Origin of the sequence: Streptomyces sp. CA-249302 (genome assembly GCF_050936785.1) — a bacterium.
Classification (GTDB): domain Bacteria; phylum Actinomycetota; class Actinomycetes; order Streptomycetales; family Streptomycetaceae; genus Streptomyces.
The window spans coordinates 6881461-6904733 of sequence record NZ_JBNJMG010000001.1 but is presented as its reverse complement, the minus strand read 5'-3'; the positions used below and the strand labels follow the sequence as shown (position 1 = coordinate 6904733).

Below are 23273 nucleotides of genomic sequence, written 5' to 3'. Positions count from 1 at the left end.
CGTGTTCCGAGGTAACCGTGCGGACCGAGAATTCCGTGAAGCCCAGCGTGCCGGCCAAGCGCTGCTGGCCATGCACGCCGAGTGGCCCGAGGCTCCCGTCCCGGTCTCTGCGCCGGCCCCGGCCGCGCCGACCGACACCACCGTGGTGCCCGACTTCCTGCCGCCGGAGTTCCGGGCACCGTGCCGCCAGGACGTGTCGGGCTTCATGATGCGCTGGGACCTGCCGCTCGTCATCGACGGCGAAGTCCACGCGTGCCACTGCGGTGCGTACCGGAACTGGATCGTCTTCAACATGCGCGACGACTCGGTGTGGCTGCGCTGCGAGGCCGGCCACGAGGCGCAGGAGACCCGGCTGGACACCGCCTGGTACAACCGCAATTCCGGTCCGGTCGACCACTTCCACCCCACCCTCGAAGACGGCCTGCGCCACCTCGGCCACTGAGAGCGCGAAACCCCTTCCCTTCACCCCTGCGTTCGTCGGCACCCGGAGGGCCGATCCGGTCAGATCTTCCGTCTCGCATCACCAAAGGGGTTTCCGTATGCGCCGTTCCACCACGACCCTCCTCGGCCTCAGTGCCGTCTGCACCGTCCTCGCCCTGACCGGCTGCGCCAGCCATGCCGAGTCCGCCGTCTCCTCCGTCCCCGCGCAACGGGGCGGCAGCACGCCCTCGGCGTCCGTGCCGCTGTCGTCGACTCAGCTGAACCAGCGGCTGCTGAACGAGAGCGACCTGGGTGAGGGCTACACCCGCAAGCCCGAGACCCCTCGCCGCAACGACGACGTGACCGTGATCGGCTGCCCGGCGCTTGAGAAGCTCGGCGGCGACACGGCCACCGGCTCCGGTCTCGACTTCGCCCACAAGGCGAAGGCGTCCTTCGCCTACACTGCCAGCACCAGCTCCGAGGTCAGCGAGGAGCTATACAGCGACAGCGCCGCGAAGCTGTCCAAGGGCATGTCGAAGGTCTTCGACGCGATGCTCTCCTGCCCCGCCTACCAGGTGACGTCGGGCAGCACCGTCATCGACATAGGCACCGAGAAGTCGACCGCGCCGGACCTCGGCGACGAGCAGTGGAGCCAGTTGCTCACCTTCTCCGCTGGCGGGCAGCGCAGCGTCGTCAAGCAGACGGCGATCCGCACCGGCAACATCCTGGTCGTCGTCTCCGGCTCGCCGGGCCTCGTGGACACTCACCTGGACAAGGCGCTCACCAAGGCACGCACCGCCCGCTGACCCGCTCCTCCACCCTGCCCCGGTGTCCGGTCTGTCCTCCCGACAGGTCCTGGCACCGGGGCTTCGTCGTATCGGGCGATCAGCCGTCGAGACGGAGTTCGCCTGGCTCGTAGCGGAGTTGGAAGGTCTGCGCGTGCTCCCCGTGCATCCAGTACAGGGTCATGGTCGACAGCATGCTGCGCTTGACGTACCGGGTGCGGGAGGGCATTCCTTCGTCCTGCGCGACGATCCACTTCTCCACCCGCTCGGGCAGGCCGAACCGCAACGCATAGGCGTCGGGGTGTTCCGCGGAGCGCAATTCCCAAACAGGGTGTGACGCTGCCTGGTTGATGCGTCGCAGGCGCACCGCATGCGTGGGGTGCGCGCGAGCGTATTCCACGAAGCCGTAAAGGTCGTCCGAGGCCAGGCCCAGGACGAACGGCGCGGCAGGAAAGGCCAGAACAAGGCCCAACTGTGACCGGCTGTACAGGGCCTGAGCAAGGCCGTCGAGTGGGCCGCGAATCGCATCGGGCAGTTCCACGTCCCCCGGGTCCATTTCCAGCAGCGGGCCACGAAGGTACGTCCGTATCTCGCGCACCTTCGGCCGCTCGGCCGCCGGAGTCGCTTCAAGCACGGCGTGGATCGTGTCGGCCGTGTGCTTGACGAGATTCCGCAGCACGTCGAAGTCCGGTGCGGAGAGATCGATCAGGGATATCTGGTGAGCCAGCGCGTAATCCTGCGCCTCCGGGCTGAAGCCGGACGTGGAGAAGATCGCGTAGCTGTAGCGGTATCGCGTCCGAGGCCGGCCCGTTCCCGGAGCAGAGAGTGTGGTGGTCTCGCCCTCGTTTACGTCGTGGATCACACCGTGGCCATTGCGGACGGTGGGCAAACCGACAGGGGCTGTGGTCAGGTACTTTGCCTCGACGAACAAGCGGACCGGCAGGGAGAACGGCGGGACGTACCGGAACTGTCCGAGCGCGTCGACCTGGTGCCAGGCACCGCGTCCGCGAACCAGCAGACCGTTCTTGTCCTCCTTCAGGACCTTCCACGGCTCTTTGTCCTGGTCGTCGGCGGCCGTGAGGACCTCGAACCCACTGGAACGCAACAGCCAGGCCAGCACCTCCTCCAGGAGGTAGCCGCGCAAGGGTCCTTTGCCGATCACTTTGACAGCCACGCAGGCGATCCTACGTACGGCCTTGATCTTGGTTCCAGGGTGCCGTCCCGTGCTCGGATGCCGGTACGGCAAAGGCCCGGTGGTTCCGCTCCAGTAAAGAGCACGGAACCACCGGGCCTGGGAGAAGGGGCACCCTCCGTCGATCACCCGCCTCGGTCAGCGGCTACTCGCAGCCGTCAGCCACGACGGACGACGGTGAGACGGTCCTCCGCGCCCACGGGCAGCGTGCGACGCGGCACCGGGCCGGGTACGGCGAGCGAGGAGGCGAAGGCCGCTACCAGCTCGTGCGGTGCGCTCGCGCTGAAACTCGCACACCACAAGTACGGCGCCCCGAGCACGGGCTCCGCCCACGCCTGCCACCCCAGAAGGTCATCGCGGGGGTCGGCATCGTGGATGAGCGGCGGCAGCATCTCCAGCGAGACGTTCGTGGAGAATCCCGGGTCGGTGGCGGTCGTATGCGGGCGGTCCACGTCGCGCAGCCACCCGCGGGCGGTGAGCGCGGTGAGTACCGCCTCGGCGTTCTCGAGCCCGGCATCGGGGGTCTCGCTCGCGTCGAGCGCGAGCAGGAAATCAGTGAGCGCCTCGTGCGGTACGCCGGCGGTGAAGTACGCGTTCCACTCGGTGAGAGCCGAGTCCGGGTGCGGTCGGGCCGACATCTGCCAGGCGACCGGGAGGCCGCCCAGCTCGAACGGGTAGGAGGCGAGGATCCACTCGGCGCCACGCAGGCCGTCGGGGCTCACGTACAGCAGGGAGTTGCGGGACGTCGGCCACATGCGCCAGCCGAGGTCGGTCAGGGTATCGCCGATCCGCTCGGCGAGGACGCCGTCATCGCCGGCCAGGTGGCGCGGGACGACCCAATACCTCGGGTCGGGCGAGACGGGGTGAGAAGGATCGATGGGGTGGTGCGGGTGCAGGGGCGCCTCCGTCAGTTCGAGGGTGGGTCAGTGGCCGTCGTTCGGCCGGGTGGCGCCGCGCCGGCGGCGCGGGGGTGCCTCGACCGGCCCCTGCCAGGCCAGGGCGACGGCCACGGCGGGCGGCAAGGGGCCGAACTGCTCGGCCTCCGGCGACTCGGCGATGTAGACCATCGGCCGGCCGTGCTCGTCCACCGACTTCTCCACGCCGCCCAGGCGGTGGGCCATGGGGAAGAAGGGGTTGATGGCGAGGCGGGCGGGTGTGTCACGGTCGAAGGCGGACAGGGCATCGATGATGTCGCCGACGGTCATCTCGGGCGAGTGCGATTCCAAGGCGTTCTCCTAGCGGTAGCGGACGAATCCGCGCGAGCAGGGGCAGGGTACGCGGGGCGCATATATAGGGAGGGCGGACGTGCCCGTCACAGGGGTCGCGAGGTGGACAGGATCCGGGCCGCGGCATCGGCGACGATCTCCGCCGGAGTGTCCGTGGAGAAGGCGATTCGGTAGCCGGGGACGTTCGCGGTGCCGGTGACGGCGATGACCCAGCCCTCGCCGGTCACCCAGTCCTTGTCGGCGCCGCCTGGCCGGCCGTTCGGGAAGTAGCCGAGGTAGAACCGGCCGTCGCGTGAGCTGATGTGCACGTCGGCGCGGTCGTCAACGATGTGGGTGAAATCGGCCTGCGAGAACTGGTCGATCACGTCCATCGCCTGGCCGGCACCGAGCTTCCAGGAGCGGAGCCGCAAAGCGGCGACCGTGGTGGCGAATCCGGGTTGCGACGCATCCAATGCCACAGCATCACCTCTCTGACCTGGGATTTTCCGGAAGGTCGTTCAGGTTGGCATGCTGTTGCGACGTCCACCAGTCCTTTGGGGATCTTCCTCGTCTGCCACCGGCGAACTGTGTCCGTCGACAGCCAACCCAGTCGGGTCGAAGTCGCCGACCTGTGCGGACTGGGTTGGCTGTCAAAGCCGGTTGTGTCGACCGCAGCGGCGCAGACCCGGCTGATCTGGGACGACTCGGTTGGATGGCAAGGATCGACGTCGACTGGATTCGATGGCAGCGGACAAACTGCCACCCTGCGCGCCCGTCGGCCTCGGCGCGGGCTACTCGGTGAGACGGGCCCGCTACTCTCTGGCTGTTATGGAATTCCCGGAACCTGCCGGACCGCCGTACATCGATCCGGACCGCGAGGACCCGAGCCGCCCCGTCTGCGGGATCTGCCCAGCCACCCGGTACCCACGCGCGCAGTTCCTGGTCTACAACAGGCCGTCCTGGGAGTGCCCGTTCCATCCGGAGAACGGGCACCGCTACACCCACGACGAGACCGTGCCCGCCTGCGTCCACCCGGACAAGATCGGCCTGGAGCCCGACAGGATCGCCCCGCCGCCGAAGGCGCCGCCAGACCCGGGCGAGGCACCGACCGGCCGCCGGGGCTGGAGCTTTCCCTGGAGCGCCTCGCAGCGGCGCCGTTCCTCATGACGCCCCGGTCCGCCAGGAGGCACCGAGGTCCGCGAGCCGTCCTCGAAGCGTCCCGCGCTGCTCCTCCAGATCTGGCGAGGCCGGGGAGAGCAGATAGACATTGTCCCGATAGAGACGGAACCCGAGGCTCTCCCACCCCTGGGCGATCTTGGCGTTCACGCGGTCCCACTCGGCCTGGTCCGTCAGCCGTCGACTACTGAGGTCGGTAACGCCGGGCGAGCAGGCAACTGCCCGGCAGCCGAACATGAGCCGATGGATCGCCTCGCAGCCGAGTACCGCGGCGAGTCCGTGTCCACGCCACGCAGGGTCCAGTGTCACCCGGTCCATGACGAGCAGCGCGGAGCCGACGTACTCCAGCAGCTCGCTGACCTCGCTGGTGAATGAGCCCGTGTCGGGATCGAGGAGGACCTGAGCGGTCTCGTACAGCTCCTCCGACTCCTCCTCCATGGCCCAGTAGGCGTTCCGTCCGCGGTCGAGGTGCACCCGGTAGAACGTCATCGACCCCACAGCGGCGTCCTCGACCGTGCACGAGGAGCACTCCGCGCTGGCGCAGCTGCTTGTCGCCGCCGGCCCCTGGCCTCCGTCGTGCACACGCCGGCGGTGGAGGACAGCCACGTTCCATCGCTCCAGCGTGTCCGCCTGCGGGGTGTCCCAGAGTCCGTCGTCATAGGAGATGCGCAGGTGCAGGTCTGAGGGATCGCCTGGAAGCTGGGGCCGCGTGCTCACCCGGTCAACCTAGACGTTGAGGTCCTGCACGATGGCTTCCAGGACGGCAACCGAACCCTCGATCGACGCGGGCATGACGACGCCGACCACCGTCCGGTGCCCAGCCCCGCCCGTCAGCAGCGACGGCTCGGTCTTCTTGGTCACAATCCGCAGGAACCGGTGTCCGGGAGACCCCTCGATCCGATAGCCGGGCTGAAGCCGGGCGAGCCACTCGTGGTCCACGGCCACCGCGCCGCCGAGCAGCGCGCCGATCCGCAGACCGCGAGTCACCCAGGCCGACCAGGTGATCTCGCTCCAGTCCGCGCCGTCGGCTGCCGCCGGGATGACGTCGGAGAGGTCGGGGTGCTGTTCAGAGACCCAGCGTGAGGGCTGCGCCTTGCGGAGGACCCACTGCCCGTCCCGGGCAACCTCGCCGGGGTTGAGCCCCGGGGTGAGGCGCATGTCCAAAGCGACGTGGCCGTCGGTGATCCGGTCGCCGTGGACCCAGACCTTGTCCTTGTTGACGACCCAGTCGCAGAGCCGCTCCATTGACGCTGTCACTCGTTGTGCTCCCAGGAGAGATCGTTGCCCTTCCACAGTAAGCCGCTGTCCGGGGCACCTGACCGGCATGCGCCACGCCCGGCGTCCGAGGACTTGGCTCCGAAATCGAACAGGGTTTCTAATAGCGGGATGACTCGGCACCCCTTCCCCCCAGACCTCGTCGAAACGCAGACCGCCTGGTACGTCACATACGGACGGTTGGCGAACGAAGACAACGGCGGGGCGGCCGAACAGCGTCGTCGCCTGCTGCAGCTTTCGCAGCGGATCGCCGATCACGCCTTCTGGCGAAGTCCGGCGGGCACGCCCGCAGCCCGCGTCGCGCTCAAGGAGCTTGCCCGCGCCGAGGCCGCAGGAGAGCAGCCGTGAGCCGTCACGCCTCGGCCGGCCGGCCCTCTACCCGGAAGCCCATCGAGATCCGGCCATCTCCTTCGATCACCGAGGTGTAGCCGCATGGAGCCTGGATAGGCTCCGGCCAGATTCCTCGCAGGTTCCCCCCGTAGCCCGCGAGGATCGCCGGGCCCCCGTTCTGTCAGGTCAGGGCGGGGGTCGTGCCGGTGATCTCTAGGAGGCAAACGTGCCGGTGGACTTGGCTACTTGCGTGCGCGAGCACACGGAGCGGTACGCAGCCGCCCACGGCGGCGAGCACCCGCTGACCGAGTGCATGCCCTGGGCCAAGGCGATCGTGTCCTGGCTGGAGGCCCAGCCGGAGGACGACAGCCCGCTCCCGAAGCCTCCGATGTGGCACGGCCCGAACCGATTCGGCCCGCGGGTGGTCAGCACCGACGAGCTCACCCTCGCCATCGCCGAGGCGATGCGCCTGGCGACGGCCGTGTGGGGTGAGCCCCTTGGCGATCTCGGCCTTCACAGCGTCCAGAACGTGCTCCGCGACTGGCTCCGGTGGGACGTCGTCCCGGGCGCGGGACAGTGGCCGGCGCCGGACGGCACCCCGTACATCGCGAAGTGGGAGGCGCTGTTCACCGCCGACGCCGAGCGGGCCAAGGAGGTGGCCTCTTGTGCGTACTGGGCGATCGAGGAGCTGGAGGGACCCTGGCGCGACATCCAGATGTCGACGGCCTGGTTCCACCGACTGCACACCTACAAGATCGTCTACGCGCGGCTCGCGGACGTGGCACCACTGCTCGGGCTCACCATGCCGATCCGGGTACGCGAACCCGCCGACTACATCAACGTGCCGGATCTGATTGTCGAACAGGCCGCCTAGCCGGCACCGCACGCGCGCGAAGGCCCCCGGAATCGGATGATTCCGGGGGCCTTCGCGGTGTTGTGGGTGGTTAGTTCTCGTCGGTGGCGTCGCCCGTACGGCGTCGGCGGGCTACGGCCAGGGTGCCTCCGCCGGCGACGATCAGGAGGCCGGCGCCGCCGAGCAGCCAGGGAGTGGCGTCGGCGCCGGTGTGTGCGAGCGAGCCCTCGGGGGCGGGCGCCGCGGTGCTCGACGCGGTCTCGTCAGAGGTGGGGGTGGCCGATTCGGACGGGGGCGGGGTTTCCTCGTCCTTGCCGGGCTTGCCCGGGGTGGGCTTGTCGCTCGGCTTGTCCGTGGGCTTGTCGGTCGGCTTCTCCGTCGGTGGCGGGGTGGTCGCCGTCTTGGCGTTGGTCGTTGTGACCGTCACCGGATCGCCCGGCTTGGCCTTGAACTCCTTCGAGGGCTTGTAGAGGTCGTAGCCAGCGGGTGCCTTCACCTGCTTGACCCAGAAGTCTGTGCCGGTACGGGAGTTGATGGGGAGCTTGCCGGCGGCCGTGCCGTCGGAGCCGGTGGTCAGTGTGAGGAGGGTCTTGTCGCCGCTGCCGATGTTGACGGTGGATCCGGCCAGCAGCTTGCCGGTCTTGTCGTCCTTGGCCTTCAGCAACACTGAGGCGTCCTTGAAGAGGTCGACGATCGTGAGCGGTGTGTCCGTGTCGGGGGTGACGATGACGTCCTGGTCGTCGACCGTGTCATGCAGGTTGCTGCCGCTGGAGACCTCCTTGAGGCGGTAGACCCCCGGTGCGAGGTCCTGGAAGGCGAGCTTGCCCTGGGCGTCGGTCTTGCCGCTGGCGGCTTCCTTGCCCACGGAGTCGAAGAGGGCGAAGGACGCGCCGGCGAGCACATCGCCGCCGGGGTCCTTCTTCAGGATGGCCACGCCGCCGGTCTCCGGCTCGGCCGCGTTGCGAGGAGTCGAGGACGTGGATGCGGACGGGGCGGGATCGGCGCTCTGGGCTGAGGCGGTCGGCGCCCAGGACAGGGAACCGGTCACCGTGGCGGCGACGGCAACAGCGACCGGGAGGGTGCGAGCGGAACGGATGCGCAAGAAGGGTCTCTCCAAGGGATACAGGCGGGAACAGGCAAGGCGGGCGCGCGGGTCGTTGTTCAGCGGGAGCGGCACGGCACTGGGCGCGGGGGCAGCCAGCGAAGCGGGGACATCCAGAACTCCGTGGCGAGGTGGGCGGTCAACGGCTGCGGAGGGAAGCCCCGGCGGTGGGTGTGGGCTGGGCGACAGGGCGGCCGACGGGGCGGGACGCGGCAGGCGCCGGGATCCAGAAGTGGACGTACTGCTCGATCGCGGTACGCAGCCCTGCGCCGTCCGCGCCGTGCCATGGTGGCTGGCTGCTGTGGGGGTGCCAGTCGCGGATGACGGCGTAGCCGTCTCGGCCGGGCACGAGGTCGCGAGCCGTGTCGCGGCGGGTGAAGGTGCCGTGGTCTGCGAAGCGGAGGATCGCGGTGTCGAGGACGCCCTGCTCGGGGTGGACGACGCGCAGGCGAAGTCCGTCGTACTCGCCGTGGCGGATGGTGGGGGCGAAGTCGATCCGTAGCCGCAGCGGCGAGTTCGGCTGCGGGGATGCGTAAAGGGCGTCGCCGACAATGGCGTACTGGTGGAGAGGCAGTTCGATGACGTCGTCGAAGAACTGCTGGGCGTGCAGGGCCAAAGAGCCTCTCTCGGACGAAGGGGATCTGGTCAGCGGTGGGGGCCGGAGCGCCGGGCGGGCAGGACTGCGGACGGAGTTGTCGTGGTGCTCCAGCGCGGGATGCTGCGCGTGGTCAGCGCGGGCGCCCGGCGGGGGGCGATACGCCGGACGTCGAGGGGCGTGGGAACCAGAGGCGGCGGAGGGGTGACAGGAACGAGCTGGGCGCTCTCGCGCAGGCCGCGCAGCATCTCGTCCTTCCAGCGCGGCAGGGGCGCGGGGTCGGACACACTCTCGGTGATGGCCGTGACCAGTGGGATCGGGGTGTTCGTGGAAGCGGTGGCGTACCAGCGGGCGTATCCGCTCTTTGGGCCGCCCCACAGGTACCAGCGAGCCTGCAGCGTGGCGAGTTCCTTCTCGGCATCAAGCCTGCCCTGGGCGTATTCGAGGCCGGCCATGCCGTCCGGGGTCTGCATCTCCAGGACTCCCCATCGCGGGTGCTGGATGGTCCAGCCGCGGTTGATGAGCGGGACGACGGCGTGGAATGCGTCGAGTTCGGGGTCAGTTGGGTCAGGCTGAGCGAGGTAGTAGTCGGGCCCGGACTGGTACGCGGTCGCCAAGGCCGTGGTGAACGCGGTGACGAACTCGGTGGGGCAGGTGTCGTTGAAGCTGACGCCCCAGGCGGGCGAGCCGAAACGATCGGAGTAGGCGTTGATGCGCCACAGTCCGTCGTCGTCGCCTTCGGGCAGGTAGCCGAGGCGGATCTTGCGGTCGGGCGCGGTGACGTAGACGTTGGCGAGGTCGTCGTGGGTCAGCTCCCAGCCGAGTGCCATCAGAGGCTCAAGGGCCGGGTCGCCGGTGTAGGTGCTGCCGGCGAGATAGCGGGGGAAAACGTAGACGTCGCCGTCGATCTCTTCGGTGTCGGGCACGAAAGTCCAGAGGGTGTCGAGGCTGCGGGGTGAGCGGCGCGGTGCGGGATCACGAGTCGGTTCGCTCCGCGATGACGGGCAGCAACTGCGCGGCAAGTTCTGCGGGTTGGCCGGTGTAGTGCAGGGTGCGCAGGCCCAGCTCGGCGGCGGCCCGGCAGTTGTCCTCGCGGTCGTCGACGAACAGCACGCGCCCAGGGTCGTCGGCGCCGGTTACGGCCAGGGCGTGTTCGTACGCGGCCGGATCGGGCTTGCACAGGCCGAGGCGTGCGGAGTACAGGGCGTCGTCCATCAGTTCGCGCCGCCAGTCGGTGGCGTCCAGGACGTTGCTGAGGTGGGCCGGGGCGTTGGAGAGCAAAACCATGGGCAGCCTCGCGGCCCGGGCGCGGTACAGGATGTCGAGGACGCGCTGGTCGGTGCGGGTCCACAGGGCGGTGTCGGCATCGCGCAGGGTGCGCAGCCATCGCGGGCCGGGGTGGTGACCGAGCACCTTGGCCCAATAGGCGAGATCGCTCAGTTGCCCTGCGTCGTAGGCGTTGCGGGGAGCCCAGAAGGCGTCCTGGAACGAGGGGAGATGCCGGCCGGGCCACTCGGCGAGGTCGGCCAGGCGGGTCCACATGGCAGTCGGGGGTTGCAGGCCCGCAACCCCGTTGTAGTCGACGATCAGGGCTTCAACGCCGGTCCGGGGGTCGTGGGTGCGGGTCAAGGGGTCGTTCTCTCCAGGGCTTTGGGTGCGAGGGTGGCGACGGTCAGGGCGAGGAGGGCGGGCAGCAGCAGCGCGTGCGGGAGCGCAGTGACAGTGGCGAGGGCGCCGATGACGGCGGGGCCGGCGAGCAGGCCGACGTAGCCGGTGACCGCGACGGTGGCGACCGCGCGGGGTCCGCCAGTGCCCGCGGCGGTGATCAGGCTGGGGATGGTGACGGACAGGCCCAGGCCGAAGGCCGCCCAGCCGAACAGGGCGAAGGCGATGGTGGAGCCGGCCAGTCCGGTGGCAAGCCCGAGTGCGGCCAAAGCGGCGCCGGCGCGGACGACGGTGGACGCGCCGAAGCGGGCGGTGAGTCGGTCACCGGCGAGTCGGCCTGCGGCCATGGCGGCGCTGTAGGACCCGTATGCCGCGGCGCTGGTCGCGGCCGTCGCGCCGAGGCCGTGCAGGTGGACGGCGGCCCAGTCGGCAGCAGCGCCTTCGCCCAGCAATGTTGCTGCTGCCAGGACGCCCAGCAGCCGCACCCGGGGCCGCGCCTGGCCCCCGAGTTCGCACGAGCCCTGTGCAGCAAGATGGTGAACGGGCTTGAGTCCAGAGCTGGCGAGAGTCCGGGCCAGAGCCGTCGTGGCTCCGGCCGCCGCCGCGGCGCAGACGGCGACACCGGTGAACAGAACGGTGTGTGAGGTGTGGGCGGTGGCCGCGGCCAGCGCGGCGCCGAGGAGGGCGCCGAGGCTGTAACTCGCGTGCAGCCTCCCCATGATGGGGCGGCCGTGGGCGTCCTGGCAGCGGACCGCCGCGGCATTGGCCGCGACGTCGAGGACGCCGTGCGCGACGCCGAAGACGAACGCCGCCGCGAACAGGCTCTCCAGAGTGGAGCAGACCCCGAGGATGGCGAGACAGGCGGCGAGGGCCATGGCGCCGCCGGTCAGCAGCGCGGGCAGGCGGGCCGGGACGGCGAGGCGCCCACCCGCCTGGAGTCCGGCGACCATGCCGAGGGCGGCGGCCAGCAGGACCAGGGCAAGCCCGCCGGTGCTCACCTCGGCGGCGGACTGGACGGCGGGCATGCGGGCGCCGAAGACGGCCATGATCACCCCCAGGCCGGCGAAGTACCCGATCAGCAGGCGGCGGCTGCGCACCAGCTCGATCGCTGCGGTTTTCCTCACGCGGCGTGCTCCCCGGTGGCCGGAGCCGTCTGTGTGGCAGCGGCCACCTGGACGTCGAGGTTGCGGTACGCCTCCTGGGCACGGTCCTGGGCGGCCGTGGCGGTCGGCCCGGTGGTGATGACGAAGCCGACGCGGGCGGTGAACAGATGGCCGCCGTCCTCGGGGAGCAGGAGCTGGTCTCCGGGCTGTCGCTGGAAACGCACGCGCTCCACTCCCCCAGTGGGCTTCACGACACCGCAGGCGGTCAGGGTGCCGGAATAGGCGGGGTAGATGAAGCGGATCGCCGCAGCCTGGCGGCGGGTAGGCGTCAGGTCAGGCGTACGTCCGCACGCGATGTCGGCGGCGGCACGGGCGAGATCGACGCCGGTGGCCAGGTGGACGAGGTGGCCGATCATGTCGCCGGCGATGCGCGCGTTGACCTCGATCAGGCGGGGGCGGCCGTCGACGATGCGGATCTCGACGTGGCTGACGCCGTCGGTGATGCCGACGGCGTCGAGGGCCGCGACGGCGACCGGTGCCACGGCGGCGAGCAGCGGGTCGTTCGCGTCGACCACGTGCGCCAGTTCCTCGAAGAAGGGCGGCATCCCGACGGTCTTGCGGGTGACGGCGACCACGGTGGTCTGCCCCTTATAGGTGACGCACTCGACGCTCACCTCCGGGCCGTCGAGGTACTCCTCGACCAGGACCTGGGTGCTCTCCACACCGTGGTCGGCGGTGCGCGCGGCGAAGGCGTACGCACCCGGAAAGTCGTTGGCCGTGTCGACGCGGATGACGCCCATGCTCGCGGCGTGCGCGGCGGGCTTGAGGACGACGGGATAGCCGATCAGCGCGGCGGCATCGGCCGCCTCCCGCTCGGTACGCACGCTCACGGATACGGCGGAGGGCACCCCGTGGCGGGCGAACAGGCTCCGGCTGGTGTGCTTGTTGCGGCAGCCCTTAAGGGCTTCTGGAGCCGTGGTGGGCAGGCCGAGCTGGCGGGCGAGCCGGGCGACCGGGACGAGGTACCACTCGGTCCAGGTCATAACGCCGGCCAGCTCGTAGCGTTCGGCGAGCGCTCGCCCGGCCGCGACGAGTGCCGCCTGGTCGGTGGGGTCGGCGACGGCGTAGTCGAGGAGGAACTCCTTCTCCCAGGTCGGCTCGGCGCCGGAGATCAGGACGACGTCGTAGTGGGCGCGGACGTTCTCAAGGCAGTAGCCGCGATACGCGTGCGCCTCCATGTCGGCGGCTGCAACAACCAGGACGACGGGGCGAGAGGACAACAAGGCTCCAAACAGTGGCAGGACAAAGGAGGTTGACGGCAGACAGCCAGGGTCAGAGGGTGCGGCGACGTCGCAGCTCGAAGGCACTCGCCCAGTGGGGGTGGTCCTCGATCAGCTTTCGCGCATACAGGGCGGTGAAGTTGTTGTTCAGTCCGCGCACGCCCGCGGGCAGCTGCCAGCGCAGGTCCTCGAACAGCGCCTTCAGCCCAACCCGGGTGGCCCCCGTGGCGAGCCGGTCGGCAGTCAGGCGCTCCAACGCGCGGTAGACGTACGGGTGCTCGGCGTCGAAGGCCAGGAACCGGTCGGTCAGCGTAGGCCGCGATCCTGCTCGAAACGAGGGGCGGGATATCGGCAGGACCGACTGCTCGGCCGGGGCGTGGGACGTGGGCATAGCGGGTCTCCGTGAGGTGGGCAGGAAGGCGACCGGATCGGTCAGGCGAAGGAAGTGCGCAGGGCGGGCGTGGCGCGCAGCCGGGCGAAGGCGGTGAACAGGCCCGCAGCCTGGAGCACGGCGCAGAGCGTGATGACGTGGCCGAGCTCGGCGGGCGGCACGACGGCGACGAGGACGCCGGCCAGCGGGAAGGGCAGCAACAGCAGCAAAATCGTCAGGGAGAGGGTGGCGCCGAACACGTCCGCGGGGATGAGGCGGGAGCGCAGGGTGCGCAGCACGACGGTCATGCCGCCCTCGCCGGCCATGAGGACGGCGATCAGAGCGAGATAGGCGTGGTAGGTGCCGGCGAAGGAGACGGCCAGGCACGCGGTGGCGGCGATCGTTGCGGATACGACGCCGACCGGCCACAGGCCGAAGCGGTCGATCGCCTTGCGGCACAGGAGGACCGCGCCGAGTGAGGCGACCGCGGCCACCGACCAGATGTATCCGACGTCGGCCGTGGAGTGGCCGAGCTGCTTGACGATGATCACCGGGGCGGCGGCCTGCAGCAGGCCCACGGCCAGGTTGGACACGGTCAGTCCGGCCACCAGCCAGCCGAGTGCCGGCAGGGCGCGCAGGGTCGACCATCCGGTGCGCAGTCCCTTGCCGACGGGCTGCGTTGCGGCGGGCTCGGGGCGCAGGTGTTGGCGCGGAGCGAGGACGCTGGTGAGCAGGGAGAAGACGGCGATCACCAGCAGCATCCCGGTGGCGCCGGTCCGCTGGAGCAGGAGACCGGCCAGCGCGGGGCCGGACAGGGTGGCAACCTGGTCGATACCGAGGAGCACCGACTGCACCCGGTGGGCGCGGGCGCCGGCCTCACGGCTGGCGACCCCGCCCGCGGTCTCAACCGCGATGTACGAGCACTCGGTGAGGATCCCGGTGGACGCGGCGAGCACCATGACGGTGACCGTTGCCCCAAGCCCCGCTTCCTGCTGCGGCAGGAGGTACGCGGCCGCCAGGACGACCAGGGCGCGGGCAACGGAGGCGGAGCGGAGCACGGTGGTAGTGCCATGGCGGTCGACCAGGGCCCCGGCGAAGGCGAACGCGCCCAGTCGCGGGATCCATTCCAGCGCGAAGGCGAGGCCGGTCAGGGCTGCGGAGTTGGTACTGGCCAATACCAGCAGCGGGATGCCGTAGGTGGCCATGGCGTACGCGGCGGCGTCCGTGCTGCGCGGCAGGTAGATGCCGCGCAGCACTGTGGGGACCGGGCGGCGGGCATGGCGCGGTCCGACACGGGATATCACGCAGCGCGCCCCGCTTCCGCCCTCTCCTGCGCGGAGCGGGCGTCGGTGTGGTTGAGGACGCGGGGGTTCGCCTGCAAAAAATCGGTGAGGACCTGATGCGGCGCCGACGGCTCCAGACTCGAACCGAACGCGCGCGTGCTGCGGCTGTGCAGCTGGAGGGTGTGCTGGACGCGGGTGACGAAGTCGGTGCTGGTGTCGGGGAACTGACGGGCACGCGCCCAGCGGGCCGCGGTGTCGTACACCTCGGCCAGAGCCTCGCCGCTCACGGTGAGCCGGTAGCGGTCGGGGGCCTGTTCGTCGGCGTGGACCAGGCCGAGGTCGCGGGCGACGTCGATGGCGTGGCGCAGTTGCCCGGGGGTGAGGTCGCCGAAGGCGCCCTGAAGGCTGCCGCGCCGGTGGCTGATGGGGCCGTTGTCGTCGATCTCGGTGACCAGGCGGATCAGGCCCGGCAGGGTCAGGGTCCGGATCGCGCGGCGTTCGTGCAGGAGGTTCTCGGGCAGGGAGCGGGTCATCGGCGCGGGCCTCCTGCCGGGGAGATCGGGCGGGCGGGTATCTGGTGGGAGAAGAGGTCGCCGGGCTGCCACGCCGGGCCGCCCGGGGGCGTCGTGGCCAGCGCGGGACGAACTGCTGGCGCTGCCGGAACCGCCGGTGCGGGAAGGCGGGTCGGAGTGGTCGCCCACGGGCCGGAACGGTTCTGCGACGGGGCGGCGCCCGGCGCCCGAGTCCGACGGGCGTCGGGCTCGGGCGCCGGGGCGGTGGCCCAGGCGGAGATCGCCTGGAAAACGGGGGCGAGTGCCCGGCCGCTCGCGGTCAGCTGGTACCCGCCGGTTCCGGTGGCCGTGACGAGGCCGTCGTCGACCAGGCGTTCCAGGGGCTTGTAGACGGCGGTCAGCCCGTAGCCGGGCATCGCCTCACTCGCCAGCGTCTTGGCCGTCGCGGTGCCCCGGGCCTGCAGGGAGAACAGGATCGGGGTGGCGTGCCGTGGCGCGAGCAGCGCGACGGCGTCGTCGATGTTCTGGGCCGGTGCGATCCGCTCGGACTCCACCTCGCCGGTGTGCTTGTTGGCGACCAGCTCCTTCTCCAGATAGGTGTCGCCCCAGGATGCGATCACCGTGAGGACGCCCAGCAGCGCGGCACCGCGGCCGGTGAGGCCGTAGGTGACGTGGCGCGGGGCGTACTCCGTGCGCTCGATGACGCCGGCGTTCGTGAGGTGACGCAGCCGGGGGTGGAGCTGCCCGTCCGCCAGCCACGGAAGCCTCGGCTTGAACTCGGCGTAGCGCAGCGGCTGGGAGGAGACGGTCATCAGCACCCACGCGCTCCAGCGCGGGGCGAGCAGGTCCAGGGTCTTGGTGACGCCCACGAAATCGTTCGGTGTGGCGGGCGGCGCGGTGGTGGCCAAGAAGGGGGCTCCTCAAGCGGTACGGGTGGATCAGCGGGTGCGGGAGGTGGTCGCCGTCGGCGTGGCGGGGGCCGGTACAGCCGGCGGGTGGGTGTCCGGGGCGGACACGCGGCGCAGGCCGCCCAGGACCGCGCTGGTGCTCTTGGCGTAGGCGTCGCGGGTGGCGACGGACTCGGCGATGCGCCGGGCGCAGTCGAGGATGTGGCCGGCGGCGAAACGGCCGATCTCCTGGTCAGGGCCGGTGAGTTCGCGCAGTCGCTGTAGCTGGAAGGCGATGTTGCGTTCGGCGAGGGCCAGGTCGCCGTGGGTGCCGGTCAAGGCGGCGAGCAGCGTGGTCTCGGGGGTGGCGTCGGCGATGGCTTCGAGTTCGGCGAGCGGCTGCCCGTACAGCGCCTCGATGCGCTGGGCGACGAGCTGGGAAACGGCATGGGACGGGGTGTCGGGCTGGGGCAATCGGTGGACTTTCAGGGACGTCGGGTCCGCACCGCCCCGGCGCGGGGTGGGGCCGGGGCGGGCGGAGCGGTGGCGGCGATCTTGGGACTCAACCCGGCGCGTGGTGCTGCTACTTGGTTCGGCGCCGGCATGGTGCGCAGCACCTCGTCGAGTGCGGCGGTGTAGCCGTCGCGGCCGGCCAGAGCCGCCTCCAGCCACTGGGCGTCCCACCGCAGGTCCTCGGCGGACAGGTCGTCCATGTCCCCGTCGGGTTCCGTCGCGGAATGGACGCGGTCACGGACGCGGGCCACCTGCTCCTCGGCAATGGCGAGGAAGCTGCGCAGTTCCAGGGCCCGCTGGAGTGCAGCATTCGCCTCGCCGCGGGCTGCCTGTGCGTACAGTTCGGCTACTTCTGTGCCGAACGCTTCCTGCAGTGCCGCATCACGGCTGCTGGACCTTTTGATGACGTTCACCGCGTGGCCCCGCGCGCCGTGGTGTTCCGCGCACTGGGCAGCGTGGGCGGAGAGGTGGGCAGGGCCGGAGCGCGACGGGCGGCGGGAGACGCGCCGCGCCACACCTCGGGTCCGCGCTTGCCAGGAGCGTTGGGGTCGAGGAGGTACTTCACGACCATGGCGCGGCCGTCCCGGGCGGCGACAGCGGCGTTGACCTGGTGGGCCAACTCCATGACGGGGTCGTCGAGTACGTCCGGCGGCTGGGTGCCCAGCGCCTCGACGAGCGCGTCCTCGGCGGTGTCGAGGGCCTGCTGTGTTTCGGCGAGCAGGCCGTACCAGTGCACGACGGTGGTGGCCTCGGGATTGGCCTGCGGTGCCGCCTCAACAGCCCGGCGTAGGTCGCCGAGCGGCATCTGGAATCGGTCCTCGATTCGCTCGGTGATGACGCCCATCACGTCTTCGCTGGCGTCGAGCACTAAGAGCTTCCCTTCGTTTCGGAAATTCCGGTGTGGGAATGGAAAATGGGGTGACGGTGGGCTAGTCCAGGCACATGCCGGCCGGGCGGTAGACATACTTGGCGGAGACCCAGCCCTTGACGCCGGTCGTCCTGTCGGTGATGTAGCGCCACTTTCCGCTGGTCTTGTGCACGGTGAACTTGTGGCCCCGATACAGAATCCCGAGCGCCTTGGAGTTGGCGGACGTCTTGGCGCGGATGGTGACGGCCTTGGTGCTGAGCGTCCACGGTCCGGGCTTGCTGCAGGTCGGGTCGGTCATGGAGGTTGGCGGCTGCGCGGGTGCGGCGCTCGCGGTGGCGGTGGAGACCAGCGGCAGCGCGAGGGCACCGAGCAGGGCAGCGGAGACGGCTATGCGGGTTGAGCGCATGGGGGATTGAGCTCCATTTCGAGGAAAGGGCATACGGAAGAAGCAGCCCCAGGCGGGTGCCGTGCGGGCTGAGAACAAGAGTCCGGAGAATCCCCGGTTTCGGTAACCGGGGATTGCGTGCTATGTTCCGCGCCGCCTCGCACACGGCTGATGGCAATTCGCCGGGGCAGGAAGGCGAAATGCCGTCGGGTTAGCGGGAGTTCAGCGGCCCGGCCCGCGCGGCGGGGCGGGGCGTGCCGGCAGGGCAGGGACGGCGGTGACGGGCCGGGTTGCCGGCGAGGCCGTCGGCAGCGAGGGCTCGTCGCCGTTCCAGTGCGCTTCCCACCACTGAGTGGCGGCCTCGAAGGTCTGGAAGCCGCCCTCGCGCAGAGTGTGCGTCCACACGGTGGTGTCGACCTCTTCGAGCAGGACGCGGAAGGGCAGTGCCGCCTTCTCGTCGACGGCCCGCAGCATCACGGTCGTCTGGATCGGGTCGTCGTCGCGTGTGTAGCTGGTGAGCAGGGCGAAGTGGTCGCCGTCGCTGCGCAGACGCTGCTCCAGCACGCGGGTGGCGTCGTTCGCGGGGGTGGTGCCCATGCCGTCGGGCAGGAGGATCTTCTCCTCGGGGCAGCCGCGGGCGATCAGCCAGGACTGTGCCATGGACGGCAGTGGCAGCTCTGCGTGGTCAAACTGGTAGGTGCGCGCGGCCGGGTCGCGTTTGAGGTGCAGGGCGACGATCTGCGGTTCCCCGGGGATGCCCCAGGTGACGGCGCGGTTGTGCATCAAGTAGAAGCTGTGCTCGGCGTCGTCGCTGTGGTGCTCGGCGAGGACAGTCATCGCGTCCTGCTCGATGCCGATGTGCCCCCAGAACTGGTCGGCGACGTGGTCGTTGACGGCTTCGTATCCGTCGAGGCGGAAATCGGGTTCGTAGGTGGGCATCGGTGCTTTCGGTCGTGACCCCGGCGGCGCCGTGCGCGTAGCACGGAGCGCGGTTCAGCGGCGGGTACGGGAGACGGCAGGGAGGGCCGGCGGCAGGGGCGCGGGCGTGGTCCCGGGCGGGCCCGCGCGGCGGGGGGCGGTCAGTACGGCGCGACCGGCATCGGTGAGAGTGACGGGCTGCCCGGCGTGCACCGGGTGCGCGGTGTCGCGCGCCACCAGGCCCATCTCCTCCAGGTGCTGCAGCTGGGCGTAGGAGATGCGGGTGCGGGTGGGAGTCGCCACGGCGAGGCGATGGGTGACGAGGTGTTCATGCAGCTTGGCGCCCTGGGCGATGGCGAGCAGAGCCGCCACATCCTTCGTCGCGATCTGCGGTGGCGCCTGCCGAGGAGCGGCGGCCTCGATCGGCGCCAGCGCCGCGGCTGCCACGGATCTCTTCGCATCGCGGACGGCGGCGGCCGTCGCCAGCTGATCGAGGGTGCGCTCGATTCGAGCGAACAGCGCCTGGTCCACGGGCAGTTCACTGGAGGCGAGGCGAGCGAGACGGACACGGTAGAAGGTGACGTCCCGCTCAGCCGCCGCCAGCTCGCGGTACGTGTCGGCCAGGGCGGCGTGCGGTGCGTCGAGGAGTCCGCTGTCGCGGTGCCGGCGCAGCTCCTCGACGCCGTAGCCCACGGCGGCTTCGATCCGCTGATCGAGGGCGGTGGGCATCAGCCCGTCGGGCTGTGGTGCGGTCATGGCGGAGCGGTTTCTGGGTCCGGGGGGAGCGCGTCCAGGGCGAGTCGGACCTCGACGTACGGGCCGTCGCGGGTATGCGACGTCGGGCCGAGGCGGTCGAGGAGCCGGAGCATGGGCGCATTCGCCACCTGCGTGAACGCGGACAGGGTGTGGGCTCCGCGCGCGCGGGCGAGGCGGGCGGCTTCGCGGGCCAGGGCCGAGCCGATGCCCTGACGCTGACGGTGGTCGACGACCTGCAGCCCGAGATCGAAGACCCCCGGCTCCCGGCTGACCGGCCCGACGCAGACAAGGGCCACGGGCCGCTCGTCGGCGCCGAGCCCGATCCAGCACTGCGCGTGGGCAAGCAGCCGGGACAGGTCGCGGGGCGTCAGTCGCGTACGGCCCCAGCGGCGCAGCAGGTTCTGCTCGGAGCACTGCGCGTGGAAGGCGGCGACCCGGTCCCAGTCCGCCTCCGTCACCCGCCGACTCCGCGCGAGGGCGGGGTGCCTCAGCAGGAGCAGGTCGGGCGGGCGGCCAGCAGGTCGGCGCGCCGGTAGGCCCGGTAGCGGCTGCCGTCGGCCGCGCGCGGCTTGCAGGGCTGTACCCCGTAGCCGCGCAGGAGCAGACCCAGCCGCAGCGGGGTGAGGTCGGCGTAGCTCCAGCGCCCCTCAGCCTGGCCGGGCAGACCGCGCAGGCGCTGGACCAGCTCCGCGGTGCTTACGTAGTCCGGGGCGCCCTCGTCGTCGAAGACGGCGAGGCAGGCGTGCACGATCGTCTGCGGGCTGCTGGGGCAGGACAGGAACTCCTCGCACGCGTCCTCGTGGATGTCGTCGAAGTCGTCCAGGCCGTCCGGCTCTTCGAAGTCGTCGAACCCGTCGAAGTCGTCGAAGTCCGGGTCGAAGCCGGGCTCCTCGTCGTCCAGCGGTTCGTACTCGGACGGGGGCGCAGCTTCGTACGCGGCGGCGCAGCAGCAGGAGGTGGCCAGGAGCGCGCTCAGTTCCGCCCCGGCGGCCATCCGTTCGACCAGCAGGTCGGTCAGGGTGTTGAGCTGCTCGGTGGGGCTGACGCCGGGAAGCTCAGTGCCAGCGAACTCGGCGAGCTGCTGGTCGAGTTCCTGGATTTCGACGAACACGTCGAGGATGGCGCGGTGGTGCGGGTTCTCGGTGACCTGGGCCGGTGCGAGTACGGCGGTGGCGACCTGGTCGATCAGGGTGGGGAACTGCGTCAACGAACGGGGCCCTTCAGGGTCGGGGGCATTGCGGGTCGGGGAAGGCCGGGCATCACATAGGGCGGTGGTCCCGGCTTGGGGACGGGCGGGCGTGTGCCCAGCTGCGGCGAGCGGGTGCGGGCGGCGTGGGTGCGCTCGCCCAGGGGGCGCCGGCGGATGCCGAGGCGGGCGCGGGCGGTGTCGTACACGTCGTGCGCCTCGCGCGGGCGTACGGCCACGACGTGGATTTCGGTGGTGTGCGTGGAGTTCGCGGGCGCCGGCCGCTGGGCGTAGACGATGCGCCAGGCATTGCGGTGATCGACGTAGACCTTGCGGCAGCCGGCGAGGTCGCGGGTGAGTTTGGCGCCGAAGAGGCGGGCGTTGACGACGTCCTGGAGCCGGGCGAGTGCCAGGTCGCGGATGTCGCCGGGTGCTTGCAGGAGATCGGTCAGGGCGCGGGGGTCGAAGGACAGTCCGAACGCCGGCCGGTCCTCGCGGCCGGTCATCCGCCGGCCTGGCCCAGCTCGCCGGTCTCCTCGTGTTCCTCGGTGGCGGAGGTGGTCCGGTTCGAGGGACGAGGGCCGGGCAGCAAGCGGTGCGCGGGCCGGTCCGGATCGGTCATGCACGCGGACAGCGGCCCGCCGGGGGCTCGGACGGTGGCCATGGCGTGGGTGAGGAAGTCCCGGTGCCACACGAACAGGCCGGACAGGCCGGCTTCGGCGTCCTTGTGCTGCTGGTAGGCCAGCCACAGGGCGTGAAGCCAGGCGACGACGTCGGCGTGCTCCTGCCACTGCTCGCACCACGGGGCGGCGGTGGTGACCTCTGCTCCGTAGACCCGGAGGAGGAAGTCGTCGACCCAGTCGGACAGGGCGTCGAGTTCGTCCTCGTACTCCTCGTCCTCCAACTCGAGGATCGGACGCGGCTCGGGGGGCGCGGGGGCGGGCGGCAGGCCGGCGAACCCCGGCAGTCCGTAGGCGGCGAACGGCGAGTCCGGTAGCGGCGGTGCGGCGGAGAGGCTATCGATCTGGCGGCCGTGCTCTGCGGATCGATCCAGCAGCATGGCGACGTTCGCCTCGACTCTCGCCAGCTCGGCCTCCGGCAGCCGAACCGGCTCCATCTCTTCCTCTTCCGAGGGGAGATGAGGGTCGGATATCTGGACCGGATCCTTCTCCGCGTCGTCCGGGGGGTTTATGGATTCAGGCACGAAAAGGGGCCTCCTTGGGCCGCAGCCATAGGGCGTTGATTGCGGCTCCAACCATCCGGAGAATCCCCGGTTTCGGTAACCGGGGCTTCGCTGCTATAACGCTGCGCATGACGCGGCAGGAACCCCGCGCACGAGGGGCGCGGCTCGCCGCGCCGCGCGCGAGTTTCAGCCTCAGACGGTCAGCGTCAAGTCATCCTGGGAAAGGGTCTGTTGCAGCGTCTCGGTGAGACGGTCGGCGGCGATCTCGGCATAGTGCTTGGTCTTCTCGACGCCGATGAAATCGCGGCCCTCCAGCAGCGCTGCGACCCCGGTCGAGCCGGATCCGCAGGTGAAGTCGAGCACCGTGCCGCCCCGCGGAGTTATCTGCACCAGCTCCCGCATGACGGAGACGGGCTTCTGCGTGATGTGCTGGCGCGCCTTGCCGCTGGGCTGCGAAGCGCTGTAGAGGCCGGGCAGGTAGACCGGGTTGCGGGCGGCGTCAATCGGGCCGTTGGACGCCCAGACGATGAACTCGCAGTTCTGCGTGAACCTGCCCTTTTGCGGCCTGGCCTGCGGCTTGTGCCAGGCCAGGACGCCCCGCCACAGCCAGCCGGCGGCCTGGATGGCGTCCGTGGTGATCGGCAGCTGGCGCCAGTCGGTGAACAGCAGCGCGGTGCCGCCGACCTTGGTGAGCCGGTGCGCCTCGGTCATGATCTGGGTGAGCCAGAAGCCGTAACTGCGCTGGTCCATGTTCTCGCCGGTGAAGTCCGGCAGCTCGTGGCCGGCGTCGGCCGAGGTGTACTTCTGCTTCGCGGACCGCGAGGTGCGTTCCTTCGCCGTCCGCCCGCCCGAGTTGTACGGCGGGTCGGTGATGACGGAGTCGACGCAGTTGTCGGGCAGTCCGGCGAGGACGCCGAGCGCGTCGCCCTGGTGCAGGGAAAAAGGCAAAGAGATACCCCGATTCGGGTTGTGTGAGATGAGTGAGAGACGCTCCGGCTCGCCTGGATGACCCCCACAGGACCGAATGCGGGCGGACGGCTCCGCGGTCTGCGACGTGAGGGGGCGAGGGGAGGAGCCAAAACTGTAGGGCACGATCCCCGGTTGAGCGCTATCGCCGCCGAAAACCCCGCAATAGAGCCTTGATCACGAAGGATTTCGGCAACCGGGGATCCGCCCTTACTGTTTTGGAACTGCCCGGCGGACACCGCCGATGGCACATCCCCGCCCCTGCCTTTGTGGAGGTATCCCATGTCCTGGCACACCTGACCCGGCGCCCCGTGCCGGTGCGAGCGGCAACTCGCAATGGCACCCGGGCCACCCGAATTACCCACCACCCGGTCGTCGCGCCCTTTCCTCAACGACGCACGCGCCGCCGGGACTTCACCTAGGACCTCGCTGTGACATCGCTCTACCCTCCCCTGCCCGCGATCC

32 protein-coding genes are annotated in these 23273 nt (G+C 70.5%); 5 read left to right on the top strand and 27 right to left on the bottom strand.

Features of this window, described 5'->3' with window-relative positions:
- The first annotated feature begins 1 nt into the window (after nt 1).
- Both ACQEWB_RS31335 and ACQEWB_RS31330 read left to right on the top strand, forming a co-directional pair.
- The gene (locus tag ACQEWB_RS31335) at nt 2–442 is read left to right on the top strand and encodes a hypothetical protein (protein ID WP_432836861.1); all 441 of its coding nucleotides are present in this window, start codon (nt 2–4) and stop codon (nt 440–442) included.
- Between the two features lie 97 nt (nt 443–539).
- Entirely contained in the window at nt 540–1226 is a 687-nt protein-coding gene (locus tag ACQEWB_RS31330; protein ID WP_432836860.1) for a hypothetical protein, read from the top strand.
- Nucleotides 1227–1305: 79 nt separating this feature from the next.
- Here the strand turns inward: ACQEWB_RS31330 and ACQEWB_RS31325 are convergent, their stop codons facing one another.
- The 4 genes from ACQEWB_RS31325 to ACQEWB_RS31310 form a co-directional block, all read right to left on the bottom strand.
- Nucleotides 1306–2379: a hypothetical protein gene (locus ACQEWB_RS31325; RefSeq protein WP_432836858.1), complete on the bottom strand. Its 1074-nt coding sequence runs from the start codon at nt 2377–2379 to the stop codon at nt 1306–1308.
- 176 nt (nt 2380–2555) lie between these two features.
- The gene (locus ACQEWB_RS31320) at nt 2556–3275 is read right to left on the bottom strand and encodes a DUF317 domain-containing protein (RefSeq protein WP_432844115.1); all 720 of its coding nucleotides are present in this window, start codon (nt 3273–3275) and stop codon (nt 2556–2558) included.
- Between the two features lie 45 nt (nt 3276–3320).
- The gene (locus ACQEWB_RS31315) at nt 3321–3602 is read right to left on the bottom strand and encodes a hypothetical protein (protein ID WP_383828478.1); all 282 of its coding nucleotides are present in this window, start codon (nt 3600–3602) and stop codon (nt 3321–3323) included.
- 107 nt (nt 3603–3709) lie between these two features.
- Entirely contained in the window at nt 3710–4081 is a 372-nt protein-coding gene (locus ACQEWB_RS31310; RefSeq protein WP_432836856.1) for a DUF317 domain-containing protein, read from the bottom strand.
- A gap of 349 nt (nt 4082–4430) precedes the next feature.
- On the opposite strand from ACQEWB_RS31310, the gene ACQEWB_RS31305 reads away from it, so the two are divergent.
- Nucleotides 4431–4769, top strand: coding sequence for a hypothetical protein (locus ACQEWB_RS31305; RefSeq protein WP_432836854.1), 339 nt, complete (start codon nt 4431–4433; stop codon nt 4767–4769).
- Here the strand turns inward: ACQEWB_RS31305 and ACQEWB_RS31300 are convergent.
- Together ACQEWB_RS31300 and ACQEWB_RS31295 are read right to left on the bottom strand one after the other, a co-directional pair.
- Nucleotides 4764–5495 carry a hypothetical protein gene (locus ACQEWB_RS31300; RefSeq protein ID WP_432836852.1) on the bottom strand — a complete coding sequence of 244 codons (732 nt, stop codon included), beginning with the start codon at nt 5493–5495 and terminating at the stop codon, nt 4764–4766. The genes ACQEWB_RS31305 and ACQEWB_RS31300 overlap by 6 nt on opposite strands.
- A 9-nt stretch (nt 5496–5504) precedes the next feature.
- Nucleotides 5505–6035, bottom strand: a complete 531-nt coding sequence (locus ACQEWB_RS31295) for a hypothetical protein (protein WP_432836850.1) — start codon at nt 6033–6035, stop codon at nt 5505–5507.
- A gap of 198 nt (nt 6036–6233) precedes the next feature.
- Between ACQEWB_RS31295 and ACQEWB_RS31290 the strand changes: the two genes are divergently transcribed.
- Entirely contained in the window at nt 6234–6401 is a 168-nt protein-coding gene (locus ACQEWB_RS31290; RefSeq protein ID WP_432836848.1) for a hypothetical protein, read from the top strand.
- 232 nt (nt 6402–6633) lie between these two features.
- A complete protein-coding gene (locus tag ACQEWB_RS31285; RefSeq protein WP_432836846.1) occupies nt 6634–7257 on the top strand; it encodes a hypothetical protein in 624 nt (207 codons plus the stop codon).
- A 70-nt stretch (nt 7258–7327) separates the two neighbouring features.
- Here ACQEWB_RS31285 and ACQEWB_RS31280 read toward each other — a convergent pair whose 3' ends face one another.
- From ACQEWB_RS31280 to ACQEWB_RS31180, 21 genes are all read right to left on the bottom strand, one after another.
- The gene (locus tag ACQEWB_RS31280) at nt 7328–8338 is read right to left on the bottom strand and encodes a SpaA isopeptide-forming pilin-related protein (RefSeq protein ID WP_432836844.1); all 1011 of its coding nucleotides are present in this window, start codon (nt 8336–8338) and stop codon (nt 7328–7330) included.
- Nucleotides 8339–8477: 139 nt separating this feature from the next.
- Complete coding sequence (locus ACQEWB_RS31275; protein WP_432836842.1) at nt 8478–8954, bottom strand: hypothetical protein; 477 nt, start codon at nt 8952–8954, stop codon at nt 8478–8480.
- 29 nt (nt 8955–8983) lie between these two features.
- The gene (locus ACQEWB_RS31270) at nt 8984–9859 is read right to left on the bottom strand and encodes a DUF317 domain-containing protein (protein WP_432836840.1); all 876 of its coding nucleotides are present in this window, start codon (nt 9857–9859) and stop codon (nt 8984–8986) included.
- A gap of 49 nt (nt 9860–9908) precedes the next feature.
- Nucleotides 9909–10562 carry an HAD family hydrolase gene (locus ACQEWB_RS31265; protein WP_432836838.1) on the bottom strand — a complete coding sequence of 218 codons (654 nt, stop codon included), beginning with the start codon at nt 10560–10562 and terminating at the stop codon, nt 9909–9911.
- Nucleotides 10559–11722: an MFS transporter gene (locus tag ACQEWB_RS31260; protein WP_432836836.1), complete on the bottom strand. Its 1164-nt coding sequence runs from the start codon at nt 11720–11722 to the stop codon at nt 10559–10561. The genes ACQEWB_RS31265 and ACQEWB_RS31260 overlap by 4 nt, the downstream gene beginning before the upstream one ends.
- Complete coding sequence (locus ACQEWB_RS31255) at nt 11719–12939, bottom strand: ATP-grasp domain-containing protein (RefSeq protein ID WP_432844113.1); 1221 nt, start codon at nt 12937–12939, stop codon at nt 11719–11721. Before ACQEWB_RS31255 ends, ACQEWB_RS31260 begins: the two co-directional genes overlap by 4 nt.
- A gap of 94 nt (nt 12940–13033) precedes the next feature.
- The gene (locus ACQEWB_RS31250; RefSeq protein ID WP_393542031.1) at nt 13034–13372 is read right to left on the bottom strand and encodes a hypothetical protein; all 339 of its coding nucleotides are present in this window, start codon (nt 13370–13372) and stop codon (nt 13034–13036) included.
- Between the two features lie 41 nt (nt 13373–13413).
- Entirely contained in the window at nt 13414–14655 is a 1242-nt protein-coding gene (locus tag ACQEWB_RS31245; RefSeq protein ID WP_432836834.1) for an MFS transporter, read from the bottom strand.
- Nucleotides 14652–15167 carry a hypothetical protein gene (locus ACQEWB_RS31240; RefSeq protein ID WP_432836832.1) on the bottom strand — a complete coding sequence of 172 codons (516 nt, stop codon included), beginning with the start codon at nt 15165–15167 and terminating at the stop codon, nt 14652–14654. The genes ACQEWB_RS31245 and ACQEWB_RS31240 overlap by 4 nt, the downstream gene beginning before the upstream one ends.
- Entirely contained in the window at nt 15164–16054 is an 891-nt protein-coding gene (locus ACQEWB_RS31235) for a winged helix-turn-helix transcriptional regulator (protein WP_432836830.1), read from the bottom strand. Before ACQEWB_RS31235 ends, ACQEWB_RS31240 begins: the two co-directional genes overlap by 4 nt.
- Nucleotides 16055–16084: 30 nt before the next feature.
- Complete coding sequence (locus ACQEWB_RS31230) at nt 16085–16507, bottom strand: hypothetical protein (RefSeq protein ID WP_432836828.1); 423 nt, start codon at nt 16505–16507, stop codon at nt 16085–16087.
- Between the two features lie 11 nt (nt 16508–16518).
- The gene (locus ACQEWB_RS31225; RefSeq protein WP_432836826.1) at nt 16519–16959 is read right to left on the bottom strand and encodes a hypothetical protein; all 441 of its coding nucleotides are present in this window, start codon (nt 16957–16959) and stop codon (nt 16519–16521) included.
- Nucleotides 16956–17414: a hypothetical protein gene (locus ACQEWB_RS31220; RefSeq protein ID WP_432836824.1), complete on the bottom strand. Its 459-nt coding sequence runs from the start codon at nt 17412–17414 to the stop codon at nt 16956–16958. Before ACQEWB_RS31220 ends, ACQEWB_RS31225 begins: the two co-directional genes overlap by 4 nt.
- 61 nt (nt 17415–17475) lie before the next feature.
- Complete coding sequence (locus tag ACQEWB_RS31215; protein WP_432836822.1) at nt 17476–17820, bottom strand: SH3 domain-containing protein; 345 nt, start codon at nt 17818–17820, stop codon at nt 17476–17478.
- A gap of 201 nt (nt 17821–18021) precedes the next feature.
- Entirely contained in the window at nt 18022–18738 is a 717-nt protein-coding gene (locus tag ACQEWB_RS31210) for a hypothetical protein (RefSeq protein ID WP_432836820.1), read from the bottom strand.
- Between the two features lie 54 nt (nt 18739–18792).
- Complete coding sequence (locus ACQEWB_RS31205; protein WP_432836818.1) at nt 18793–19473, bottom strand: hypothetical protein; 681 nt, start codon at nt 19471–19473, stop codon at nt 18793–18795.
- Nucleotides 19470–19931: a GNAT family N-acetyltransferase gene (locus ACQEWB_RS31200; RefSeq protein WP_432836816.1), complete on the bottom strand. Its 462-nt coding sequence runs from the start codon at nt 19929–19931 to the stop codon at nt 19470–19472. Before ACQEWB_RS31200 ends, ACQEWB_RS31205 begins: the two co-directional genes overlap by 4 nt.
- 29 nt (nt 19932–19960) lie before the next feature.
- Nucleotides 19961–20680: a DUF3631 domain-containing protein gene (locus ACQEWB_RS31195; protein ID WP_432836814.1), complete on the bottom strand. Its 720-nt coding sequence runs from the start codon at nt 20678–20680 to the stop codon at nt 19961–19963.
- On the bottom strand, nt 20677–21165 hold the full coding sequence (locus ACQEWB_RS31190; protein ID WP_432836812.1) for a hypothetical protein: 489 nt from the start codon (nt 21163–21165) through the stop codon (nt 20677–20679). Before ACQEWB_RS31190 ends, ACQEWB_RS31195 begins: the two co-directional genes overlap by 4 nt.
- Nucleotides 21162–21776: a DUF4913 domain-containing protein gene (locus ACQEWB_RS31185; RefSeq protein ID WP_432844111.1), complete on the bottom strand. Its 615-nt coding sequence runs from the start codon at nt 21774–21776 to the stop codon at nt 21162–21164. The genes ACQEWB_RS31190 and ACQEWB_RS31185 overlap by 4 nt, the downstream gene beginning before the upstream one ends.
- A 258-nt stretch (nt 21777–22034) precedes the next feature.
- Nucleotides 22035–22790 carry a DNA-methyltransferase gene (locus tag ACQEWB_RS31180; RefSeq protein ID WP_432836810.1) on the bottom strand — a complete coding sequence of 252 codons (756 nt, stop codon included), beginning with the start codon at nt 22788–22790 and terminating at the stop codon, nt 22035–22037.
- Nucleotides 22791–23273: the final 483 nt, after the last annotated feature.

What these genes read in the sequence shown, in the direction of transcription:
- ACQEWB_RS31185 (WP_432844111.1), bottom strand. Translation starts at nt 21,776, where the DNA reads ATGGAGCCGGTTCGGCTGCCGGAGGCCGAGCTGGCGAGAGTCGAGGCG.
- ACQEWB_RS31190 (WP_432836812.1), bottom strand. Translation starts at nt 21,165, where the DNA reads ATGACCGGCCGCGAGGACCGGCCGGCGTTCGGACTGTCCTTCGACCCC.
- ACQEWB_RS31255 (WP_432844113.1), bottom strand. Translation starts at nt 12,939, where the DNA reads ATGGAGGCGCACGCGTATCGCGGCTACTGCCTTGAGAACGTCCGCGCC.
- ACQEWB_RS31240 (WP_432836832.1), bottom strand. Translation starts at nt 15,167, where the DNA reads ATGACCCGCTCCCTGCCCGAGAACCTCCTGCACGAACGCCGCGCGATC.
- ACQEWB_RS31210 (WP_432836820.1), bottom strand. Translation starts at nt 18,738, where the DNA reads ATGCCCACCTACGAACCCGATTTCCGCCTCGACGGATACGAAGCCGTC.
- ACQEWB_RS31315 (WP_383828478.1), bottom strand. Translation starts at nt 3,602, where the DNA reads ATGACCGTCGGCGACATCATCGATGCCCTGTCCGCCTTCGACCGTGAC.
- ACQEWB_RS31250 (WP_393542031.1), bottom strand. Translation starts at nt 13,372, where the DNA reads ATGCCCACGTCCCACGCCCCGGCCGAGCAGTCGGTCCTGCCGATATCC.
- ACQEWB_RS31215 (WP_432836822.1), bottom strand. Translation starts at nt 17,820, where the DNA reads ATGCGCTCAACCCGCATAGCCGTCTCCGCTGCCCTGCTCGGTGCCCTC.
- ACQEWB_RS31205 (WP_432836818.1), bottom strand. Translation starts at nt 19,473, where the DNA reads ATGACCGCACCACAGCCCGACGGGCTGATGCCCACCGCCCTCGATCAG.
- ACQEWB_RS31305 (WP_432836854.1), top strand. Translation starts at nt 4,431, where the DNA reads ATGGAATTCCCGGAACCTGCCGGACCGCCGTACATCGATCCGGACCGC.
- ACQEWB_RS31330 (WP_432836860.1), top strand. Translation starts at nt 540, where the DNA reads ATGCGCCGTTCCACCACGACCCTCCTCGGCCTCAGTGCCGTCTGCACC.